General features: G+C 57.5%; 26 protein-coding genes and 4 pseudogenes. 24 read left to right on the top strand and 6 right to left on the bottom strand.

What is annotated here, in order from left to right:
* The 6 genes and pseudogenes from merG (at position 1) to merD (AC5JQH_RS14800) (ending at position 2,859) form a co-directional block, all read left to right on the top strand.
* Positions 1 to 654 (top strand): phenylmercury resistance protein MerG, encoded by a 654-nt coding sequence (gene merG, locus AC5JQH_RS14825; protein WP_011405609.1) that lies wholly within the window; start codon positions 1 to 3, stop codon positions 652 to 654.
* An 80-nt stretch (positions 655 to 734) separates the two neighbouring features.
* Positions 735 to 1,373, top strand: a complete 639-nt coding sequence (merB, locus tag AC5JQH_RS14820) for an organomercurial lyase MerB (protein WP_058672289.1) — start codon at positions 735 to 737, stop codon at positions 1,371 to 1,373.
* Positions 1,370 to 1,561 (top strand): annotated as a pseudogene (merD, locus tag AC5JQH_RS14815) (mercuric resistance transcriptional repressor MerD); the annotation flags it as partial. The gene merB (AC5JQH_RS14820) and the pseudogene merD (AC5JQH_RS14815), both read left to right, overlap by 4 nt.
* Positions 1,497 to 1,796: an SEL1-like repeat protein gene (locus AC5JQH_RS14810; RefSeq protein WP_235924378.1), complete on the top strand. Its 300-nt coding sequence runs from the start codon at positions 1,497 to 1,499 to the stop codon at positions 1,794 to 1,796. The pseudogene merD (AC5JQH_RS14815) and the gene AC5JQH_RS14810, both read left to right, overlap by 65 nt.
* Before the next feature lie 80 nt (positions 1,797 to 1,876).
* Positions 1,877 to 2,515: an organomercurial lyase MerB gene (gene merB / locus AC5JQH_RS14805; protein ID WP_058672289.1), complete on the top strand. Its 639-nt coding sequence runs from the start codon at positions 1,877 to 1,879 to the stop codon at positions 2,513 to 2,515.
* The gene (gene merD / locus AC5JQH_RS14800) at positions 2,512 to 2,859 is read left to right on the top strand and encodes a mercuric resistance transcriptional repressor MerD (protein ID WP_021443905.1); all 348 of its coding nucleotides are present in this window, start codon (positions 2,512 to 2,514) and stop codon (positions 2,857 to 2,859) included. Before merB (AC5JQH_RS14805) ends, merD (AC5JQH_RS14800) begins: the two co-directional genes overlap by 4 nt.
* A gap of 90 nt (positions 2,860 to 2,949) precedes the next feature.
* Here merD (AC5JQH_RS14800) and AC5JQH_RS14795 read toward each other — a convergent pair whose 3' ends face one another.
* Both AC5JQH_RS14795 and merR read right to left on the bottom strand, forming a co-directional pair.
* Positions 2,950 to 3,408 carry a hypothetical protein gene (locus AC5JQH_RS14795; RefSeq protein WP_011405611.1) on the bottom strand — a complete coding sequence of 153 codons (459 nt, stop codon included), beginning with the start codon at positions 3,406 to 3,408 and terminating at the stop codon, positions 2,950 to 2,952.
* A gap of 84 nt (positions 3,409 to 3,492) precedes the next feature.
* Complete coding sequence (gene merR, locus AC5JQH_RS14790; RefSeq protein ID WP_010981353.1) at positions 3,493 to 3,927, bottom strand: mercury resistance transcriptional regulator MerR; 435 nt, start codon at positions 3,925 to 3,927, stop codon at positions 3,493 to 3,495.
* Positions 3,928 to 3,994: 67 nt separating this feature from the next.
* Between merR and AC5JQH_RS14785 the strand changes: the two are divergent.
* The 5 genes and pseudogenes from AC5JQH_RS14785 to AC5JQH_RS14765 all read left to right on the top strand — a co-directional run.
* A pseudogene (locus tag AC5JQH_RS14785) lies at positions 3,995 to 4,210 on the top strand (oxidoreductase dimerization domain-containing protein); the annotation flags it as partial.
* 14 nt (positions 4,211 to 4,224) lie between these two features.
* Positions 4,225 to 4,863 (top strand): organomercurial lyase MerB, encoded by a 639-nt coding sequence (merB, locus tag AC5JQH_RS14780; RefSeq protein WP_000761850.1) that lies wholly within the window; start codon positions 4,225 to 4,227, stop codon positions 4,861 to 4,863.
* 111 nt (positions 4,864 to 4,974) lie between these two features.
* Positions 4,975 to 5,340 carry a mercury resistance co-regulator MerD gene (gene merD, locus AC5JQH_RS14775; RefSeq protein WP_000995361.1) on the top strand — a complete coding sequence of 122 codons (366 nt, stop codon included), beginning with the start codon at positions 4,975 to 4,977 and terminating at the stop codon, positions 5,338 to 5,340.
* Entirely contained in the window at positions 5,337 to 5,573 is a 237-nt protein-coding gene (merE, locus tag AC5JQH_RS14770) for a broad-spectrum mercury transporter MerE (RefSeq protein WP_005413392.1), read from the top strand. Before merD (AC5JQH_RS14775) ends, merE begins: the two co-directional genes overlap by 4 nt.
* 132 nt (positions 5,574 to 5,705) lie before the next feature.
* Positions 5,706 to 5,909: a DUF3330 domain-containing protein gene (locus AC5JQH_RS14765; RefSeq protein WP_005413391.1), complete on the top strand. Its 204-nt coding sequence runs from the start codon at positions 5,706 to 5,708 to the stop codon at positions 5,907 to 5,909.
* A 38-nt stretch (positions 5,910 to 5,947) separates the two neighbouring features.
* On the opposite strand, the gene AC5JQH_RS14760 is transcribed toward AC5JQH_RS14765, so the two are convergent.
* From AC5JQH_RS14760 to AC5JQH_RS14750, 3 genes are read right to left on the bottom strand one after another with little or no spacing between them, the layout of a single operon-like run.
* Entirely contained in the window at positions 5,948 to 6,562 is a 615-nt protein-coding gene (locus tag AC5JQH_RS14760) for a recombinase family protein (protein WP_010981357.1), read from the bottom strand.
* Between the two features lie 60 nt (positions 6,563 to 6,622).
* On the bottom strand, positions 6,623 to 7,009 hold the full coding sequence (locus AC5JQH_RS14755) for a hypothetical protein (RefSeq protein WP_427775234.1): 387 nt from the start codon (positions 7,007 to 7,009) through the stop codon (positions 6,623 to 6,625).
* Between the two features lie 56 nt (positions 7,010 to 7,065).
* Positions 7,066 to 7,455 carry a YkvA family protein gene (locus AC5JQH_RS14750; protein WP_008295667.1) on the bottom strand — a complete coding sequence of 130 codons (390 nt, stop codon included), beginning with the start codon at positions 7,453 to 7,455 and terminating at the stop codon, positions 7,066 to 7,068.
* Positions 7,456 to 7,959: 504 nt separating this feature from the next.
* Between AC5JQH_RS14750 and merT (AC5JQH_RS14745) the strand changes: the two are divergent.
* The 3 genes and pseudogenes from merT (AC5JQH_RS14745) (at position 7,960) to AC5JQH_RS14735 (ending at position 9,673) form a co-directional block, all read left to right on the top strand.
* Positions 7,960 to 8,288: pseudogene (gene merT / locus AC5JQH_RS14745) on the top strand (mercuric ion transporter MerT).
* An 18-nt stretch (positions 8,289 to 8,306) separates the two neighbouring features.
* The gene (merP, locus tag AC5JQH_RS14740; protein ID WP_125024960.1) at positions 8,307 to 8,585 is read left to right on the top strand and encodes a mercury resistance system periplasmic binding protein MerP; all 279 of its coding nucleotides are present in this window, start codon (positions 8,307 to 8,309) and stop codon (positions 8,583 to 8,585) included.
* 212 nt (positions 8,586 to 8,797) lie between these two features.
* Entirely contained in the window at positions 8,798 to 9,673 is an 876-nt protein-coding gene (locus AC5JQH_RS14735) for a tetratricopeptide repeat protein (RefSeq protein ID WP_427775232.1), read from the top strand.
* Positions 9,674 to 10,291: 618 nt separating this feature from the next.
* Here AC5JQH_RS14735 and AC5JQH_RS14730 read toward each other — a convergent pair.
* Positions 10,292 to 10,699 carry a MerR family transcriptional regulator gene (locus AC5JQH_RS14730; protein ID WP_493805726.1) on the bottom strand — a complete coding sequence of 136 codons (408 nt, stop codon included), beginning with the start codon at positions 10,697 to 10,699 and terminating at the stop codon, positions 10,292 to 10,294.
* 99 nt (positions 10,700 to 10,798) lie between these two features.
* Here AC5JQH_RS14730 and merT (AC5JQH_RS14725) point away from each other — a divergent pair, with 99 nt between their 5' ends.
* From merT (AC5JQH_RS14725) to AC5JQH_RS14680, 10 genes and pseudogenes are all read left to right on the top strand, one after another.
* The gene (merT, locus tag AC5JQH_RS14725; protein WP_008295676.1) at positions 10,799 to 11,152 is read left to right on the top strand and encodes a mercuric ion transporter MerT; all 354 of its coding nucleotides are present in this window, start codon (positions 10,799 to 10,801) and stop codon (positions 11,150 to 11,152) included.
* 37 nt (positions 11,153 to 11,189) lie between these two features.
* Entirely contained in the window at positions 11,190 to 11,486 is a 297-nt protein-coding gene (merP, locus tag AC5JQH_RS14720) for a mercury resistance system periplasmic binding protein MerP (RefSeq protein WP_023659522.1), read from the top strand.
* 76 nt (positions 11,487 to 11,562) lie between these two features.
* Positions 11,563 to 11,721: a mercury resistance system transport protein MerF gene (gene merF / locus AC5JQH_RS14715; protein ID WP_232774866.1), complete on the top strand. Its 159-nt coding sequence runs from the start codon at positions 11,563 to 11,565 to the stop codon at positions 11,719 to 11,721.
* 5 nt (positions 11,722 to 11,726) lie between these two features.
* Entirely contained in the window at positions 11,727 to 13,130 is a 1,404-nt protein-coding gene (gene merA / locus AC5JQH_RS14710; RefSeq protein ID WP_008295678.1) for a mercury(II) reductase, read from the top strand.
* Between the two features lie 13 nt (positions 13,131 to 13,143).
* Complete coding sequence (gene merB / locus AC5JQH_RS14705; RefSeq protein ID WP_008295679.1) at positions 13,144 to 13,767, top strand: organomercurial lyase MerB; 624 nt, start codon at positions 13,144 to 13,146, stop codon at positions 13,765 to 13,767.
* Position 13,768: 1 nt separating this feature from the next.
* Positions 13,769 to 14,170, top strand: coding sequence for a MerR family transcriptional regulator (locus tag AC5JQH_RS14700; RefSeq protein WP_273195536.1), 402 nt, complete (start codon positions 13,769 to 13,771; stop codon positions 14,168 to 14,170).
* Between the two features lie 65 nt (positions 14,171 to 14,235).
* Entirely contained in the window at positions 14,236 to 14,472 is a 237-nt protein-coding gene (locus AC5JQH_RS14695) for a mercury resistance system transport protein MerF (protein ID WP_427775236.1), read from the top strand.
* 63 nt (positions 14,473 to 14,535) lie between these two features.
* Positions 14,536 to 14,931, top strand: a complete 396-nt coding sequence (locus AC5JQH_RS14690; RefSeq protein WP_015077961.1) for a group III truncated hemoglobin — start codon at positions 14,536 to 14,538, stop codon at positions 14,929 to 14,931.
* A gap of 88 nt (positions 14,932 to 15,019) precedes the next feature.
* A pseudogene (locus AC5JQH_RS14685) lies at positions 15,020 to 15,193 on the top strand (hypothetical protein); the annotation flags it as partial.
* 97 nt (positions 15,194 to 15,290) lie between these two features.
* Positions 15,291 to 16,322: a Glu/Leu/Phe/Val family dehydrogenase gene (locus AC5JQH_RS14680; RefSeq protein WP_493805725.1), complete on the top strand. Its 1,032-nt coding sequence runs from the start codon at positions 15,291 to 15,293 to the stop codon at positions 16,320 to 16,322.
* Positions 16,323 to 16,370 lie beyond the last annotated feature (48 nt).

Raw genomic sequence — 16,370 nt, 5'->3', positions numbered from 1 at the left:
ATGTTTTGTGACATCAGACTTAAATTACGCCGTGTACGCGCGTGCTTGACGATCGTACTGGCAAGTACCGCAACGTTAGGCATGCCAAACCAAGCGTTGGCGGCTTATGATTTTTCTAAGCTCGGCGCCGCGATTGAAACATTGTCGCCAGAGACCGTCAGTGATTGGGAAAAGAAGGCCAGGGCTGGCGATGCCATGGCTCAGAACATCATGGGTCTTGCGTACAAATGCGGTATGGGCGTAAAGCAAAACCACGCGGCATCGATCCAGTGGTTCCGCAGGGCGGCCGAGCAGGGTGAAGCCGATGCACAGTTCAACCTCGGGCGCCTCTACGGAAGTGAAGTCGACGGTATGTATAAGAATGGGCGTGCGGCTCCTGCCAACGATGCAGAGGCTTTCAAGTGGTACCGCCTCGCTGCCGAGCAGGGACACACGCAGGCTCAAGTCAGGCTGGCCCAGCTGTTTGCAAAGGGTCTTACCGACATCGCGCCCGACCAGGTGCAGGCATACCAGTGGATGAGTCTGGCCGCAGCGTCGGGAGAACCGACAGCAGCAAAAGTCGTTGCAGACTATGCAGCTCAAATGAAGCCCGAACAGTTACAGCAAGCCCAGCTGCTGGCCGAGGAATGGCAACGCCGGCAAGGCACAAAGTAATTCGTCTTTTTTAAGCGCAGGACGTAACCGCCGAGTAAGGTTTATCTCGGTTGATCGCTGCCCGATATAACAGGTGGAAAATGAACAAGACTATTTATTCCAAAAAGATTGCCGAAAGCCTTTCATCTGGCAATCATCCTAAAGAGTTCGCAACGCTCTTTGTCGCGCTGCTCCGACAGCTAGCGATGGGGGGACCTGTATCACGCGAAAAGCTCGCCGGCGCACTCGGATGGTCTGGAGCGAGAGTTGCAACGGTACTTGAGCAGGCACCTGGTACGGAATATGACGACGAGGCCAATATCATTGGACTGGGGCTGACACTACGTGAAACCTCTCACGTTTTTGAGGTGGATGGCCGTCATTTGTACACATGGTGTGCGCTGGACACCTTGATGTTTCCCGCCTTGACCGGCAAGATTGCCCGTGTCACTTCCCGCTGCGCCGCCACCGGTAGGCCGATCACTCTCACCGTTGCACCAGAAGCAGTGCTTCATGTCGAACCGGCAGAAGCAATGGTTTCACTGCGAACTCCGGATACTTCGCCCGACATTCGTTGTTCGTTTTGCTGTCATGTGCATTTCTTTGCGTCTCCGTCTATTGCAAATTCGTGGGCTTCGACCCACCAAGGGATTGAGGTCGTGCCTGTCGAGAGTGCGTTCGACCTTGGTCATGATGTCGCGCTTAAGCTGCTAGAGGACTGCGAGGAAAGCCCAGTATGAATGCGTACTCGATATCGAAGCTGGCTGATGATGCTTGCGTCAGCGTGCATGTCGTGCGCGACTACATGATACGCGGCTTGTTGCACCCTGCTCGGCGAACCGAAAGTGGCTATAACATTTTCGATGACAAAACACTCGGAAGGCTGCGGTTTCTCCGCGCAGCCTTCGAGTCCGGAATTGGGCTCGACCGAGCAGGGACACACGCAGGCTCAAGTCAGGCTGGCCCAGCTGTTTGCAAAGGGTCTTACCGACATCGCGCCCGACCAGGTGCAGGCATACCAGTGGATGAGTCTGGCCGCAGCGTCGGGAGAACCGACAGCAGCAAAAGTCGTTGCAGACTATGCAGCTCAAATGAAGCCCGAACAGTTACAGCAAGCCCAGCTGCTGGCCGAGGAATGGCAACGCCGGCAAGGCACAAAGTAATTCGTCTTTTTTAAGCGCAGGACGTAACCGCCGAGTAAGGTTTATCTCGGTTGATCGCTGCCCGATATAACAGGTGGAAAATGAACAAGACTATTTATTCCAAAAAGATTGCCGAAAGCCTTTCATCTGGCAATCATCCTAAAGAGTTCGCAACGCTCTTTGTCGCGCTGCTCCGACAGCTAGCGATGGGGGGACCTGTATCACGCGAAAAGCTCGCCGGCGCACTCGGATGGTCTGGAGCGAGAGTTGCAACGGTACTTGAGCAGGCACCTGGTACGGAATATGACGACGAGGCCAATATCATTGGACTGGGGCTGACACTACGTGAAACCTCTCACGTTTTTGAGGTGGATGGCCGTCATTTGTACACATGGTGTGCGCTGGACACCTTGATGTTTCCCGCCTTGACCGGCAAGATTGCCCGTGTCACTTCCCGCTGCGCCGCCACCGGTAGGCCGATCACTCTCACCGTTGCACCAGAAGCAGTGCTTCATGTCGAACCGGCAGAAGCAATGGTTTCACTGCGAACTCCGGATACTTCGCCCGACATTCGTTGTTCGTTTTGCTGTCATGTGCATTTCTTTGCGTCTCCGTCTATTGCAAATTCGTGGGCTTCGACCCACCAAGGGATTGAGGTCGTGCCTGTCGAGAGTGCGTTCGACCTTGGTCATGATGTCGCGCTTAAGCTGCTAGAGGACTGCGAGGAAAGCCCAGTATGAATGCGTACTCGATATCGAAGCTGGCTGATGATGCTTGCGTCAGCGTGCATGTCGTGCGCGACTACATGATACGCGGCTTGTTGCACCCTGCTCGGCGAACCGAAAGTGGCTATAACATTTTCGATGACAAAACACTCGGAAGGCTGCGGTTTCTCCGCGCAGCCTTCGAGTCCGGAATTGGGCTCGACGAACTGGCGCGACTTTGCAAAGCATTGGACGCAGACGATAGCGAAAGCCTGGACCGATGCGTCGAGCGCGTGCGATGGAAGATCGACGTGCGTCGAACAGTTTTGACTGTCGTCGAGGCCTCTTTGAATGAAATGGCGGCCGGTGCAGCTACTTGAGGTCCGGCCGGTAAAAGCGTTGGAATTAGCCACTTCGTATATAATATATTGATTAATATAGCTTTTTCGATGAATGTTTGACTAAAGCCTTTATCGCGACAGTGACTCCTGAAGCTGCTTAAACTGCCCCTGAATCACCGCTTTTTCCTGAAGAATCAACTTGTTCTCATCGGACAGAACTTCCGCTCTATTCTGAGAGGCTTTCAGATCCGTTTTGGTGACCTCTAATGCTTGGGATAGTACGGCCACCTGCTTATCGGCATCTGCTTTCTGGCTTGCGAGTGCGGCAATATTATCCGCCAATTGTTTGCTTTCATGCTTCCGCTCCCGGTTTTTTGCCGAGGCGTCGTTAAGTTGATGCTCCAAGTTCTGGATATCGGCCACTTGCCTATCCAAGGTGCTTTTGTGCATCGCATTGGCCTGTTCGAGCTCATGCGTTTGTCGTTGTAATTGCGCATTAGTGTCTATCAGCTCGGACGCTCTTGACTCGGCTTGGATGAGCCGGTTTTGCAGGTCTTGAATCTGGTCTTTCAGGCCCCGGTTAACCATCTGGAATTGCTCGCGCTCCTGCTGCCGGTCTTCGGCGGTGCGTTGCTGGTAGGGGGCACCTCAGAAAACGGAAAATAAAGCACGCTAAGCTGTGGAAGCCCCTGCCAAGCTCGTTCCACCTTGCAACGACGCAATCAGCGGACACGAAACATTCCCCTGCCGCGAATGGCAGGCGCACACCAGGTCAGACAGCACAGCCTCCATGCGCGCCAAATCGGCCATCTTCTCGCGCACGTCTTGGAGCTTGTGCTCGGCCAGGCTGCTGGCCTCCTCGCAGTGGGTGCCATCGTCGAGCCGCAGCAACTCGGCGATTTCATCCAGGCTGAAGCCCAACCGCTGGGCCGATTTCACGAATCGCACCCGTGTCACGTCCGCCGCGCCATAGCGGCGAATGCTGCCATAGGGCTTGTCCGGCTCGGGCAACAAGCCCTTGCGCTGATAGAACCGGATGGTCTCCACGTTGACGCCGGCTGCCTTGGCAAAAACGCCAATGGTCAGGTTCTCCAAATTATTTTCCATACCGCTTGACTCCGTACATGAGTACGGAAGTAAGGTTACGCTATCCAATTCAAATTCGAAAGGACAAGCCGAGGAAGGTAGCGGACGACTCATTGGGGTACAGGCAGTGGCCCCGGAAGCGGGCGAGCTGATCCAGACGGCGGTGCTCGCGATCCGTAACCGCATGACCGTACAGGAACTGGCTGACCAGTTGTTCCCCTACCTGACGATGGTCGAGGGGCTGAAGCTCGCGGCGCAGACCTTCACCAAGGATGTCAAACAATTGTCCTGCTGCGCAGGATGAAAGGAGATGGAACCATGAAGCTCGCCCCATATATTTTAGAACGTCTCACTTCGGTCAATCGTACCAATGGTACTGCGGATCTCTTGGTCCCGCTACTGCGGGAACTCGCCAAGGGGCGTCCGGTTTCACGAACGACACTTGCCGGGATTCTCGACTGGCCCGCTGAGCGAGTGGCCGCCGTACTCGAACAGGCCACCAGTACCGAATATGACAAAGATGGGAACATCATCGGCTACGGCCTCACCTTGCGCGAGACTTCGTATGTCTTTGAAATTGACGACCGCCGTCTGTATGCCTGGTGCGCGCTGGACACCTTGATATTTCCGGCGCTGATCGGCCGTACAGCTCGCGTCTCATCGCATTGCGCTGCAACCGGAGCACCCGTTTCACTCACGGTTTCACCCAGCGAGATACAGGCTGTCGAACCTGCCGGCATGGCGGTGTCCTTGGTATTGCCGCAGGAAGCAGCCGACGTTCGTCAGTCCTTCTGTTGCCATGTACATTTCTTTGCATCTGTCCCGACGGCGGAAGACTGGGCCTCCAAGCATCAAGGATTGGAAGGATTGGCGATCGTCAGTGTCCACGAGGCTTTCGGCTTGGGCCAGGAGTTTAATCGACATCTGTTGCAGACCATGTCATCTAGGACACCGTGATCGGATATCGACCCAATGTTCTACGGCACCGGCATCGGATTCGCAGCGCGCGGATTGAACTCGGCGAAACGGTATATGCATTGCCGTGAACCGACCAAAAGGAGGTGTTCGATGAACGCCTACACGGTGTCCCGGCTGGCCCTTGATGCCGGGGTGAGCGTGCATATCGTGCGCGACTACCTGCTGCGCGGATTGCTGCGGCCAGTCGCCTGCACCACGGGTGGCTACGGCCTGTTCGATGACGCCGCCTTGCAGCGACTGTGCTTCGTGCGGGCCGCCTTCGAGGCGGGCATCGGCCTCGGCGCATTGGCGCGGCTGTGCCGGGCGCTGGATGCGGCGAACTGCGATGAAACTGCCGCGCAGCTTGCTGTGCTGCGTCAGTTCGTCGAACGCCGGCGCGAAGCGTTGGCCAATCTGGAAGTGCAGTTGGCCGCCATGCCGACCGCGCCGGCACAGCATGCGGAGAGTTTGCCATGAACAGCCCCGAGCGCATGCCGGCCGAGACGCACAAACCGTTCACCGGCTACCTGTGGGGCACGCTGGCCGTGCTGACTTGCCCCTGCCACCTGTCCATCCTCGCTGCCGTGCTGGCCGGCACAACCGCCGGTGCATTCCTTGTCGAGTATTGGGTCATCACGGCGCTCGGTTTGACCGGCCTGTTTCTTCTGTCACTGGCGCGGGCGTTGCGGGCATTCAGGGAAAGATCATGAGCGCTTCCCGGCCGGATGGATGGACTACGGCGGAGGGCCCAAGCGTTCGAGCGCGGGCAAGGCTTTCTGTTCGCAAAGCCGATGCCGGCGGCGGCATTCGCCGTCTTCGTCAGTCAATGGAGGGGTGCCACCATGAATGCAAATGATCCGACCGCCACCAGTTGCTGCGTGTGCTGCAAGGAAATTCCGCTCGATGCCGCCTTCACACCGGAAGGCGCGGAGTACGTCGAGCACTTCTGCGGGCTGGAGTGTTATCAACGTTTCCAGGCGCGGGCCAGCACTGCGACCGAAACGAGCGGCGAACCGAACGCTTGCGGTTCGCCGCCGTCAAATTGAGACAAACCACGCTTTCGCTACGTCGCCTCATGTCGGCATCAAATTCGGCTGAGTAGCTTCTCGCCATCTGGACGTAGCTCGCCCTTGGGTGAAATATGCCGATACAGGGTCTGCCGCGTGATGCCAAGTTCCTGGCACAGGTCGCCGACCTTGGTCTCTGACTGCCCCATTGCCGCCATCGCCAGCCGCAGCTTGGCGGCGGTCATCTTGAACGGCCGGCCGCCTTTCCGGCCGCGTGCCCGTGCTGAGGCCAGGCCCGCCACGGTGCGCTCGGCGATCAACTCGCGCTCGAACTCGGCCAGCGCGGCGAAGATACCGAAGACCAGCTTGCCGGCGGCGGTCGTGGTGTCAATGGCCGCGCCGTGCCCGGTCAGCACCTTGAGGCCGATGCCGCGTCCGGTCAGGTCATGGACGGTATTGATCAGATGGCGCAGGTCGCGCCCGAGCCGATCCAGTTTCCAAACGACCAACGTGTCGCCTGGCCGTAGTGCCTTCAGACAGCTCGCCAGACCGGGACGATCCTCGCGTTTTCCGGACGCTTGGTCTTCATAGAGATGCGCCGGATCAACACCGGCCGCGACCAGCGCATCGCGCTGCAAGTCCGTCGCCTGGGAGCCATCCGCCTTCGATACTCGCATGTAGCCAATCAGCATCTTGTACCTGTCACATATACGTTCGATTATGTGACAGTTTGCATCGGGAAGCTCTGCACGTCAAAATTTGTCACTTAACCCGTCATTCTGTCTAAGGCATGCAAAGGGTAGGCTAGGCTCATAATGTGACAGAAATTCCGGGGGGATGCCTTCCTTCGCGAAGGTGGCGCGCAACTGTTCCAAGGAAGCGGGGTCGCGCCGACCATAGGAAGCCAACGCGAACAGCGAGCGTGCCGTCTCGGGGTTGTGTCGTGCTTCAATGATGGCCTCATCAATGGCCTGGATTGCACGCTGCCAGTGATCGACGGGTTCGGGCTTCGGCGCTTTCGCCGGCAGGCCACTGGTGAACCCGGTTTGGGGCTCGGACCAGAATAGCTTTGCGTGCTCGCCTGGCGGGCTTATATGAGGGTCGGCAACGATTCTGACGAAATCCTCCAAAAAGCGCATTAACCATCTGTTTTACAAGCCCTAAATTAACTATTTCATCGCGTGCAGACGATGCGTTACCTGCCGTATTCCCACACCCAGTAGCCAAAAGCCGCGGCACATAAAAGCCATGTGCCAATAACGACTGCGGCCGCAACGTGGCTGATCGGCTTGGTTGCCACTTTAGCTGCTTTCGAGCGACTCGCTTCTATCACATTCGATGGCGTCAGCTTGATGACAAGGACGATGCCCAGCGGGACCAAGATAATGTCGTCAAGATAGCCCAGGATCGGTATGAAGTCCGGAATGAGATCAATTGGACTCATGGCGTACGCTGCGATTGCGAGCGCAAGCAGCCGAACGACTATGGGGGTATTCGAGTCTCGCGCCACAAAATAAACCGTCAGCGCATCATGCTGAATGCGTTTTGCCGCAGCTCGCAGCCTGCCAAAGGTCACGGTAGACATCTAAACTTCTCCTTGCGCGATTGGCATTACTCGCAACTCTCAGGGATGATCAGGCCGAGACAATAGCGGGCTATTTAGCCAGGCTTGTTTGTAGTTGTTTCAACTGACCCTGGAGGACAGCTTTTTCCTGCAGTAATTCGCGATTCTGATCGTTGAGGAACTGGTTTCGGTCGTCAGCCGCTGCCACGCGCTCTCTGAGGTCGGAGATCCGCTGCTGGCAGGCCGCGAGATGTTTTTCAGAATCCGTTAGGGCCGCACCAAGCTTCTCCCGGTGTTCGGCGTCGCTATCTCGCTCCAGCTGGAGGCGGTCGACTGTCGCTTCCAGCGTTTCTGTTCGCGTTGCCCATTATGTTATGACGGCCTGGCTCTCTACGTTTACGCCGGCTGCCTTGGCGAAGACGCCGATGGTGAGGTGGTCGAGTGTTTTTTTCATAACGCTTGACTCCGTAGCTGGATACGGAGTTAAGATTATGTCATTCACACATTGATCGAAAGGAGGGTTCCATGTCGGAACCGCGAAGTGGTCGTGCTGCACTTGTCACGGGAGGGCTTGCCGCCTGGGGCCTCTGATTCTAGTAACCCTGGGAATCAGCGGTGCCTGGATCAGCAACCTGGCAGTTTTGGAGCCTTATCGGCCGATCTTCATCGGCGCGGCACTGATAGCGATGTTCTTTGCGTACCGGGGGATCTTCCGTCCGGCACAAGCCTGCAAGCCGGGTGATGTCTGTGCGGTGGGGCGGGTCAAAACCTCGTACAAAGTGCTCTTCTGGGTCGTGGCCACGCTGGTTCTGGTTGCGCTTGGGTTCCCTTATGTCCTGCCACTGTTTTATTGAAACCGGAAGGAAAATGTCATGAAAAAAATCTTAACAGCAATCGTCCTGGCCGCTGGGTTCAGCTCATCCGTTTGGGCCGCTTCGCAAACCGTCACGCTTTTGGTACCCGGCATGACGTGTTCGTCTTGCCCCATCACGGTCAAACACGCGCTGAACAAGGTCGAGGGGGTCAGCGAGGCGCAGGTTAGCTTTGCAACCAAACAGGCTACCGTGACTTTCGACGATACGCTGACTGACGTCGAGGCGCTGACCAAGGCGACTACAGACGCCGGTTATCCATCTGAGCTGAAAGAATAGTCTAAGCCGGCAGCACGCTTGACTAGGCTCGCCATGTATCCAGGCGGCGCCAATTCTGCTCGCGGCGTCTCCACTCGCTTATCGGCGCAGTGGAGGCCATCGCAAACGTGCTAGCCGAGCATGTCTACCGGTCAGATGAATCGTCAGTAGTTACCGCGCCGGACCAATGCCGAAAGGCTGTCGGCCCCCAGTGCGAAAAAAGGAAATTACATATGAGCAAAACAGATCAAGTCACCCTTCAGGTGACGGGCATGACCTGCCCAAGCTGCACGCAACACGTCGAGGCAGCGCTACTGAAGGTATCTGGCGTATCGCATGCCGTTATCGAATACTCGGAGGGCCTTGCTCGTGTTACGGGCACCAGGCCGGACCTGTCAGCCTTGACCGCTGCTGTCCAGGCGTTGGGTTATCAGGCCGCCCCTAAGGAGGTTGTTATGTCTTGTAAAAAACTCGCGGGACGCTTTCCTCGGTCTTCACTGAGAAGCCTGTTGCTCGGTGTTGCAGCATTGAGTTTGTCAAACGCGGTTCTTGCCTATGACTTTTCAAAGCTGGAGACGGCATTTGAAACCTTGTCGCCGGAGACCATTAACAGCTGGGAGCAAAAAGCGCACGCCGATAATGCCCTCGCGCAAAATGTCGTAGGCGTGGCTTACAAGTGTGGCATCGGTGTAAAGCAGGACCATGCAGCGTCGGTCAAATGGTTCCGTATGGCAGCTGAGCAGGGTGAAGCTGATGCTCAGTTCAACCTGGCGCGCCTCTATGGAAGTGAGGTCAACGGGGTTTACAAGAAAGCTCGCGCAGTCCCTGCAAACGATAAAGAAGCGCTCAAGTGGTATCAGCGCTCGGCAGAGCAAGGACATACACAGGCCCAGGTAAAACTGGCGGAGATGTACGCAGATGGAGCGGACAAAGGCCTGCACGTTCAGGGCTTTGTCCTGGCTTATAAATGGCTGAGCCTGGCTGCAGCTGCAGGGGAACCAACGGCGAAAGAACTTATCCAGGTCTATTCGACACGGATGGAGCCCGAGCAGGTGGCTGAGGCCGAGTCGCTTGCGCAAGAATGGTTGAACCAAAAACGCGCTAGTTAAGCGTTGTATTCACGCCGATAGGCAAACAGGAGCGGGCGCATCTTGGTTTTTCCTGTTCTGTAACATCGCCGATACGTCCCGTATCCTGCTTGCCGCCCTAGTAGCCAAGAGGGCCCTTGGTACCAGATATAGCCGGAGCGTTGCCCACACCCAGGCCAACGCCCAGTGGCCGGACAGCAGGCGATCATCGCTCACTGTTACGCATACGATGCTGACTTTAATCACATCGTCAGAGCGCGGCAGGCAGGTCCGTTTCCTATTGATGCGCCCATCTTTGTTCAAAAAAAACTTGATCCCGTAGCCTGGTACGGAGACAGCATCCTCTTTTCTGTCTTCAGCGGCTAGAGACCGCCGCTAGGTAAAAATATCCGAACGCGGGATTTGCATGTACACACAAGGAAAGCGCTGTATTACACCTAGGCACAGTAACCAGAAGTACCTGTCTGGAAGCTTTGAGCGGCTACCTCCCGAGGGGGACTCGCGGCTTCCGATCAAGCTCACGAAGGGGTACGCCGTTTACCAGCATAAAGGAGCCCAAGCGGGTTGGTGAGGTTAGCGTACCTCCCTTCAGCCCTTAATTTTGTGTACGCCTCGTTCACGGACTGTCTTGTTCTTTAATCAGGTAAAAGCCGAGTTTTCAAGCCCATCCTGGAGCGATGTGATTAATGGGCATTCAACATTCCCACGCTGAGCGCAGCATTCCTGCACTAACCCGTCCAGCGCACGCTCGATGCGTCGCAGGCTTGAAATTTTCGCCCGCACACTGGCTAGTTTTTGCTCGCCCAATACCCGTGCTTCATCGCAATGGGTACCGTCCTGCAGTGTCAGCAGCCCTCCGATTTCATCCAGACTGAACCCCAGCCACTGGGCCGTTCGAATAAAGTGCAGGCGGGCCAACGCCTGATCGTCGTAATGGCGGATGCTTCCATAGGGCTTTTCAGGCTCTGCCTCTAACCCCCGGCGCTGGTAATAGCGGATGGTTTCCACTCCCATACCGGCGGCTTTGGCCAGGGCTCCAATGGTCATTGAGTGTTGTTTTTTTTTTTGGACATAGGGGTTGATTCCGTAGCTGACTACGGGAGTAACCTTACCTCAGTCACCCATTTTTAGAAAGGAGCCATCGTAATGTCAGAGTCCAAAAAATCCGGTCGCGGTTCGCTGATCGCAGGAGGGATTGCCGCTGCTCTGGCGTCTGCCTGTTGTCTTGGCCCCCTGGTCTTGATCACGTTGGGCATTTCCGGTGCCTGGGTCGGCAGCCTGGCCGCCCTGGAACCCTATCGGCCCTGGTTCATCGGTGCGGCACTGGTGGCGATGGTCTTTGCCTGGCGCCGGATATATCGACCTGTCGGGGCCTGCCAGCCGGGCGATGTTTGCGCGGTACCGCAAGTGCGCACGGCCTACAAGGTCGTTTTCTGGATCGTCGCGCTGCTCATTCTGACTGCGTTGGCTTTCCCCTTCGTCTTACCGCTGTTTTACTGAAACCTGATCCACTATGTTGACTGAGAGGCACTACACCATGAAAAAGTCCCTGATTGCTGCCGTACTGTTTACGCTGTTCAGCCTGCCTGCCCTGGCTGCGCAACAAACGGTGACCTTGTCCGTTCCAGGCATGACCTGTTCGGCCTGCCCGATTACGGTTAAAGCTGCCCTAAAGCGGGTCGACGGCGTGAGCGCTGTGGATGTCCGATATGAGGAACGTGATGCGACGGTTACCTACGACGATGAGAAAACCTCCGTTGAGGCGCTGACTCAAGCCACGACTAACGCGGGTTACCCGTCCACGTTGAAACAGCCCCAGGCGAAACAGGAGTAACCATGCGAACCCCAAACCTTGTTGCGGGTGAGCATCATTTGCACCGTGCTGGTCGCGCTGTTTCACGCCGATACTGGTGGTTTTGCTAGGAACGTTAGGCCTGGCTGCCCTGACCGGTTATCTCGACTACGTGCTGTTGCCCGCACTGGTCTTATTTATTGGCCTGACCTGTTATGCCGTCTGGCGCAAGAAGAAACACGACGCCTGCTGCGATAGTCCATCAACTAAGGAGTAACATTTATGAGTGACGACAACCTGCACATTGCTGTGATTGGCAGCGGCGGTAGTGCCATGGCTGCCGCCCTGAAGGCGACTGAACGCGGTGCCCGGGTGACACTGATCGAACGCGGCACCATTGGCGGAACCTGCGTCAACATTGGCTGTGTGCCCTCTAAAATCATGATTCGGGCGGCTCACATCGCCCACCTTCGCCAGGAAAGCCCGTTTGATGACGGCCTGAGCGCCCAGGCGCCGGTGGTGAATCGTCCGGCGCTGCTTGCTCAGCAACAGGGACGAGTGGAGGAACTGCGCGAGTCCAAGTACCAGAATATTCTCAATGACAATGCCGCGATTACCGTCCTCAAGGGCGAGGCGCGGTTCGTGGACGAGCGCACGCTGACGGTGACGCTCAACGCCGGCGGCGAACAGACGGTGAGCTTTGACCGGGCCTTTATCGGCACGGGCGCAAGACCCGCCGAACCACCCGTTCCGGGGCTGTCCGAAACTCCCTATCTCACCTCCACCAGTGCGCTGGAACTGGATCACATTCCCGAGCGCCTCGTCGTAATCGGTGCCTCGGTGGTGGCCATCGAACTGGCGCAGGCCTTTGCACGCCTCGGCAGCCAGGTCACGGTTCTGGCCCGCAGCCGGGTGCTGTCACAGGAAGATCCGGCGGTGGGTGAAGCCGTGGAAGCGGCCTTCCGTCGTGAGGGCATCGAGGTGCTCAAGCAGACCCAGGCCAGCGAAGTGAGCCACGACGGTCAGCTGTTTACCATACAGACCAACGCCGGCACGATACAGGCAGAGCAACTGCTGGTCGCCAGTGGTCGCACACCCAATACCGAAAACCTCAACCTGGAGGCCATCGGCGTTGCCACCGAGGGCGGTGCGATCCAGATTGACAAACATCTCCAAACCACTGCGTCGGGCATCTATGCCGCGGGCGATTGCACCGACCAGCCCCAGTTTGTCTACGTGGCCGCCGCCGGTGGTAGTCGGGCCGCCATTAACATGACCGGCGGTGACGCCAGCCTCGACCTCAGCGCCATGCCCGAGGTGATCTTTACCGATCCACAAGTGGCCACCGTCGGTCTGTCCGAGGCGGAGGCCCAGGCTCAGGGATACGACACCGACAGCCGCACCCTGACCCTCGATAACGTGCCCCGGGCCCTGGTTAACTTCGATGCCGGGGGCTTCATCAAGATGGTCGCTGAGCGTGGCAGCGGACGATTGCTGGGTGTCCAGTCCGTCGCGGGCGAAGCCGGTGAGCTGATCCAGACGGCCGTCATGGCGCTGCGTGCGCGTATGACCGTGAACGACATTGCCGATGAGCTGTTCCCGTACCTGACCATGGTGGAGGGGCTCAAGCTCTGTGCCCAAACCTTCACCAAGGACGTGAAGCAATTGTCGTGCTGTGCGGGATAAGACGGTGCCGCCAATGTATAACATGGATGAGATCGTGGAACGGCTGGGTCTGACCGGCGAAAGGGAAGCCGCGCTTCATGTGACGCTGTTGCGCGAGCTTGCCCTGGGACAACCGGTCACTGTTGAGCGGCTCGCGAAGTCGCTCAACTGGACGACTGATGAGGCAGAGTTGGTGCTGGAAAAACTGCCCTGCGGGACCATCGAGTACGACGGCCAGGGACGGCTGATCGGCTACGGCATCACACTGCGTGAAACACCGCATGCGTTTGTCGTAAACGACCAGACACTCTACACCTGGTGTGCACTTGATGCTTTGATGTTTCCAATCGTCATTGACGAACATGCGCAGGTTCAATCGCCTTGTCCGCATACCAACAAACCGGTCACCTTGACGGTTACGCCACAGGGGGTGCTTTTGCTCCAGCCGGAGGACGCGGTCGTCTCTTTAGTCTCGGTGGCCGCAGAGGGAGACATTCGAAGTGCCTTTTGTTGCGACGTCCTCTTCTTTGCCTCTCGACAGGCCGGGGAGGCCTGGTGCCGAGATAAACCGCACGCGAACATTGTGAGTGTTCAGGAAGGTTTCGAACTGGGTCAGCGGATTGCGCACCTTATACTCGACAGGGCAAGAAGCCACTAGCATGACGGTAAACACTCGAATGGTAAAACCCAGCCTTGAACGTGGGCCGGGGCCACAAACAGAAGGCTACGTCATTTCCGAGGCGGCCCGTCTCTGTGGCCTGTCTGTGCATCAGATCCGGACTTATCTGGATATGCGATTGGTGTACGCCTGTAGTACTACCCAAGCTGGTTTTCGCTTATTCGATGACAGCTGCCTGGAACGGCTGAAGTTAATCTGCTCCTGTCGTGAAGCCGGTCTCGGTCTACCCGAGATTACCGAGTTTATACAGGCGCTGGATAGCGGAGATGAACGGCAGTGCCGAGCCGTCGAACGGCAAATACAACACACGATTGGTGTTAAAAGAGCCGCGCTGAATCGCTGCACCCAAGTACTAACCAAGGCGGCACGTGGACATGACTGATAAGGCGCGCGAACCGGCCGAGGTATCCAGGCCGCTCACCGGTTACCTGTGGGGGGGTATTGGCGGTGCTGAGTTGCCCCTGTCATTTGCCGATTCTTGCCATCGTGCTGACCGGAACGGGTGCCGGCGTTTTTCTCGGGGACTACTGGGTAATCGTGGGTATCGCACTGACCGGTTATCTGGATTACGTCTTGCTGCCGGCCCTGGCCATTTTCATCGGCCTGACCGTCTACGCGCTATGGCGCAAGAGGCAGTACGATGCTTGCTGCGATACCCCGTCTGAGAAGGAGTCACAACCGTAAGTCGCGCAAACACCCACGCTCGCCAGCTACCGAGTACATCACCGTTTAGCCAGGAGCACCGCCATGCACTCAACCCCGCGCGATCTCGACACGCCCGAGGCCATCGCCGAGTTGCTGGATGCCTTCTACCGGAAGGTCCTGGCTGATGATCGCCTGCGCACGCTGTTCGTGGACGTGGCAGATATCGAGCTCGAAACGCACTTGCCGCACATCCGCGCCTACTGGTGCAAGCTGCTGCTCGGCGAACGCGACGGCTACCGGCGCAACATGGTCGCCCGCCACTTGGCGTTGCACGCGCGACACCCTTTGCAGATTGATGACTTCGAACGCTGGCTGAAGCTGTTTCGGGAGACCGTGAACGAAGATTTCGCAGGGCCGAGCGCAGACCGCGCCAAGACATTAGCAACACGGATCGCGGGGAATCTTGTGCAACTTACACGCTCACCAATCAACACGTAACGGACGATCGCACAACCCACTTTCAATGGAAAGCTGAATCATAAGACATCGCAAAACACTTTTGCGGGTTCGATAAGGAGTCACAACCATGAGTCATTCCAACGCCCAAGCCTTCGGTGACAACGGTCACCTGAACGGGATTTTTAACCAACTTGACGTCCCTGATGACGTTCGCAGGCGTCTGGCCCAGCCGCAGCAGAGCGTGCAGGTCAACATCCCGATCCGCATGGACGACGGCACCTTGCAATTCTTTCCGGCCTGGCGCATACGCTACGACGACACTCGCGGACCAAGCAAGGGGGGGCATTCGTTTTCATCCGGACGTGAGCGCGGAAGAAGTCACGGCGTTGAGCTTCTGGATGACCATCAAGTGCGCGGTGGTGGACCTGCCATTCGGCGGTGCCAAAGGTGGTGTTCGGGTCGACCCCAAGGCGCTCTCCCGACTGGAACTGGAACGTCTGTCGCGTGGCTATATCCGCGCCTTTCATGACCTCATCGGGCCGGACAGTGACATCCCGGCACCGGATGTCAACACCAACGACACCATCATGGGTTGGATGGCCGACGAATTTGCCCAGATCGAACGCCGTCAGGTACCGGCCACCATCACCGGCAAACCTTTAGGGCTGGGCGGTTCCAGGGGTCGCACCGCGGCCACCGGGCGTGGTGCGCTGCAGGTGCTTGATCTGTGGGCCGAGCGCCGCAGTAAAACGCATGAAGAACTCCGTGTGGCGGTCCAGGGTTTCGGCAATGCCGGTTATCACTTCGCTCGGCTGGCACGCGAGCGCGGCTATCGGATCGTCGCGCTGTCGGATTCCCAGGGTGCCATCTATGCTGCTGACGGACTCGATCCAGACCCGATCTGGCGCCAAAGGCACAAGAACCGGGAGCTCAAGGGCATGGTTTACTGTGATGAATCGGTCTGCCAGGAAGCCGACGTCGAGCAACTGACCAACGAAGAGCTGCTGGCTCTTGATGTCGATGTACTGGTACTAGCCGCACTGGAGGACGCCGTCACCGAGCAAAATGCCGCGACCGTAAATGCCGCCACGATCCTGGAAATTGCCAACGGGCCCGTCAGTAATGCGGCCGATGACCAATTAGCCAAACGCGGTGTCGAGGTGCTACCGGATGTACTGGTCAATGCCGGCGGTGTGATCGTCAGCCATCTGGAATGGGTGCAGAACCGTATCGGTGATACCTGGTCCGAAGACGAAGTCAATCGGCGCCTCACCGAACGCCTGGCCCGCGAGGCCGGCGCCTGTTTCGACCGGGCGGAGGAAGGTAACACAACGCTGCGGACCGCGGCCTATACACAGGCCATCGGCCGCATCGCCGATGCCATGGCGCAACAAGGCACGCAGGGCTATTTCAACGATCACCGAGCATAAGAGGTAAAGCCATACTTGACCACGAGGCAGTCATCCGGCTTGGGATCT

It is taken from the genome of Marinobacter sp. H13, assembly GCF_059072335.1.
Note: the sequence above shows the minus strand (reverse complement) of the source record. Positions and strands in the feature narration are given on the sequence as shown.

Excerpts from the sequence above, each read along its gene's own strand:
- AC5JQH_RS14750 (WP_008295667.1), bottom strand. The coding sequence starts at position 7,455 with ATGTCTACCGTGACCTTTGGCAGGCTGCGAGCTGCGGCAAAACGCATT.
- AC5JQH_RS14755 (WP_427775234.1), bottom strand. The coding sequence starts at position 7,009 with ATGCGCTTTTTGGAGGATTTCGTCAGAATCGTTGCCGACCCTCATATA.
- merB (WP_058672289.1), top strand. The coding sequence starts at position 735 with ATGAACAAGACTATTTATTCCAAAAAGATTGCCGAAAGCCTTTCATCT.
- AC5JQH_RS14690 (WP_015077961.1), top strand. The coding sequence starts at position 14,536 with ATGCACTCAACCCCGCGCGATCTCGACACGCCCGAGGCCATCGCCGAG.
- AC5JQH_RS14765 (WP_005413391.1), top strand. The coding sequence starts at position 5,706 with ATGAATGCAAATGATCCGACCGCCACCAGTTGCTGCGTGTGCTGCAAG.
- merR (WP_010981353.1), bottom strand. The coding sequence starts at position 3,927 with ATGGAAAATAATTTGGAGAACCTGACCATTGGCGTTTTTGCCAAGGCA.
- AC5JQH_RS14760 (WP_010981357.1), bottom strand. The coding sequence starts at position 6,562 with ATGCTGATTGGCTACATGCGAGTATCGAAGGCGGATGGCTCCCAGGCG.
- AC5JQH_RS14730 (WP_493805726.1), bottom strand. The coding sequence starts at position 10,699 with ATGACCATTGGAGCCCTGGCCAAAGCCGCCGGTATGGGAGTGGAAACC.
- merP (WP_023659522.1), top strand. The coding sequence starts at position 11,190 with ATGAAAAAGTCCCTGATTGCTGCCGTACTGTTTACGCTGTTCAGCCTG.
- AC5JQH_RS14795 (WP_011405611.1), bottom strand. The coding sequence starts at position 3,408 with ATGGTTAACCGGGGCCTGAAAGACCAGATTCAAGACCTGCAAAACCGG.
- merA (WP_008295678.1), top strand. The coding sequence starts at position 11,727 with ATGAGTGACGACAACCTGCACATTGCTGTGATTGGCAGCGGCGGTAGT.
- AC5JQH_RS14700 (WP_273195536.1), top strand. The coding sequence starts at position 13,769 with ATGACGGTAAACACTCGAATGGTAAAACCCAGCCTTGAACGTGGGCCG.
- AC5JQH_RS14810 (WP_235924378.1), top strand. The coding sequence starts at position 1,497 with ATGACAAAACACTCGGAAGGCTGCGGTTTCTCCGCGCAGCCTTCGAGT.
- merD (WP_000995361.1), top strand. The coding sequence starts at position 4,975 with ATGAACGCCTACACGGTGTCCCGGCTGGCCCTTGATGCCGGGGTGAGC.
- merE (WP_005413392.1), top strand. The coding sequence starts at position 5,337 with ATGAACAGCCCCGAGCGCATGCCGGCCGAGACGCACAAACCGTTCACC.
- merB (WP_008295679.1), top strand. The coding sequence starts at position 13,144 with ATGTATAACATGGATGAGATCGTGGAACGGCTGGGTCTGACCGGCGAA.
- AC5JQH_RS14680 (WP_493805725.1), top strand. The coding sequence starts at position 15,291 with ATGACCATCAAGTGCGCGGTGGTGGACCTGCCATTCGGCGGTGCCAAA.
- merD (WP_021443905.1), top strand. The coding sequence starts at position 2,512 with ATGAATGCGTACTCGATATCGAAGCTGGCTGATGATGCTTGCGTCAGC.
- merT (WP_008295676.1), top strand. The coding sequence starts at position 10,799 with ATGTCAGAGTCCAAAAAATCCGGTCGCGGTTCGCTGATCGCAGGAGGG.
- merP (WP_125024960.1), top strand. The coding sequence starts at position 8,307 with ATGAAAAAAATCTTAACAGCAATCGTCCTGGCCGCTGGGTTCAGCTCA.
- merB (WP_000761850.1), top strand. The coding sequence starts at position 4,225 with ATGAAGCTCGCCCCATATATTTTAGAACGTCTCACTTCGGTCAATCGT.
- merB (WP_058672289.1), top strand. The coding sequence starts at position 1,877 with ATGAACAAGACTATTTATTCCAAAAAGATTGCCGAAAGCCTTTCATCT.
- merG (WP_011405609.1), top strand. The coding sequence starts at position 1 with ATGTTTTGTGACATCAGACTTAAATTACGCCGTGTACGCGCGTGCTTG.
- AC5JQH_RS14735 (WP_427775232.1), top strand. The coding sequence starts at position 8,798 with ATGAGCAAAACAGATCAAGTCACCCTTCAGGTGACGGGCATGACCTGC.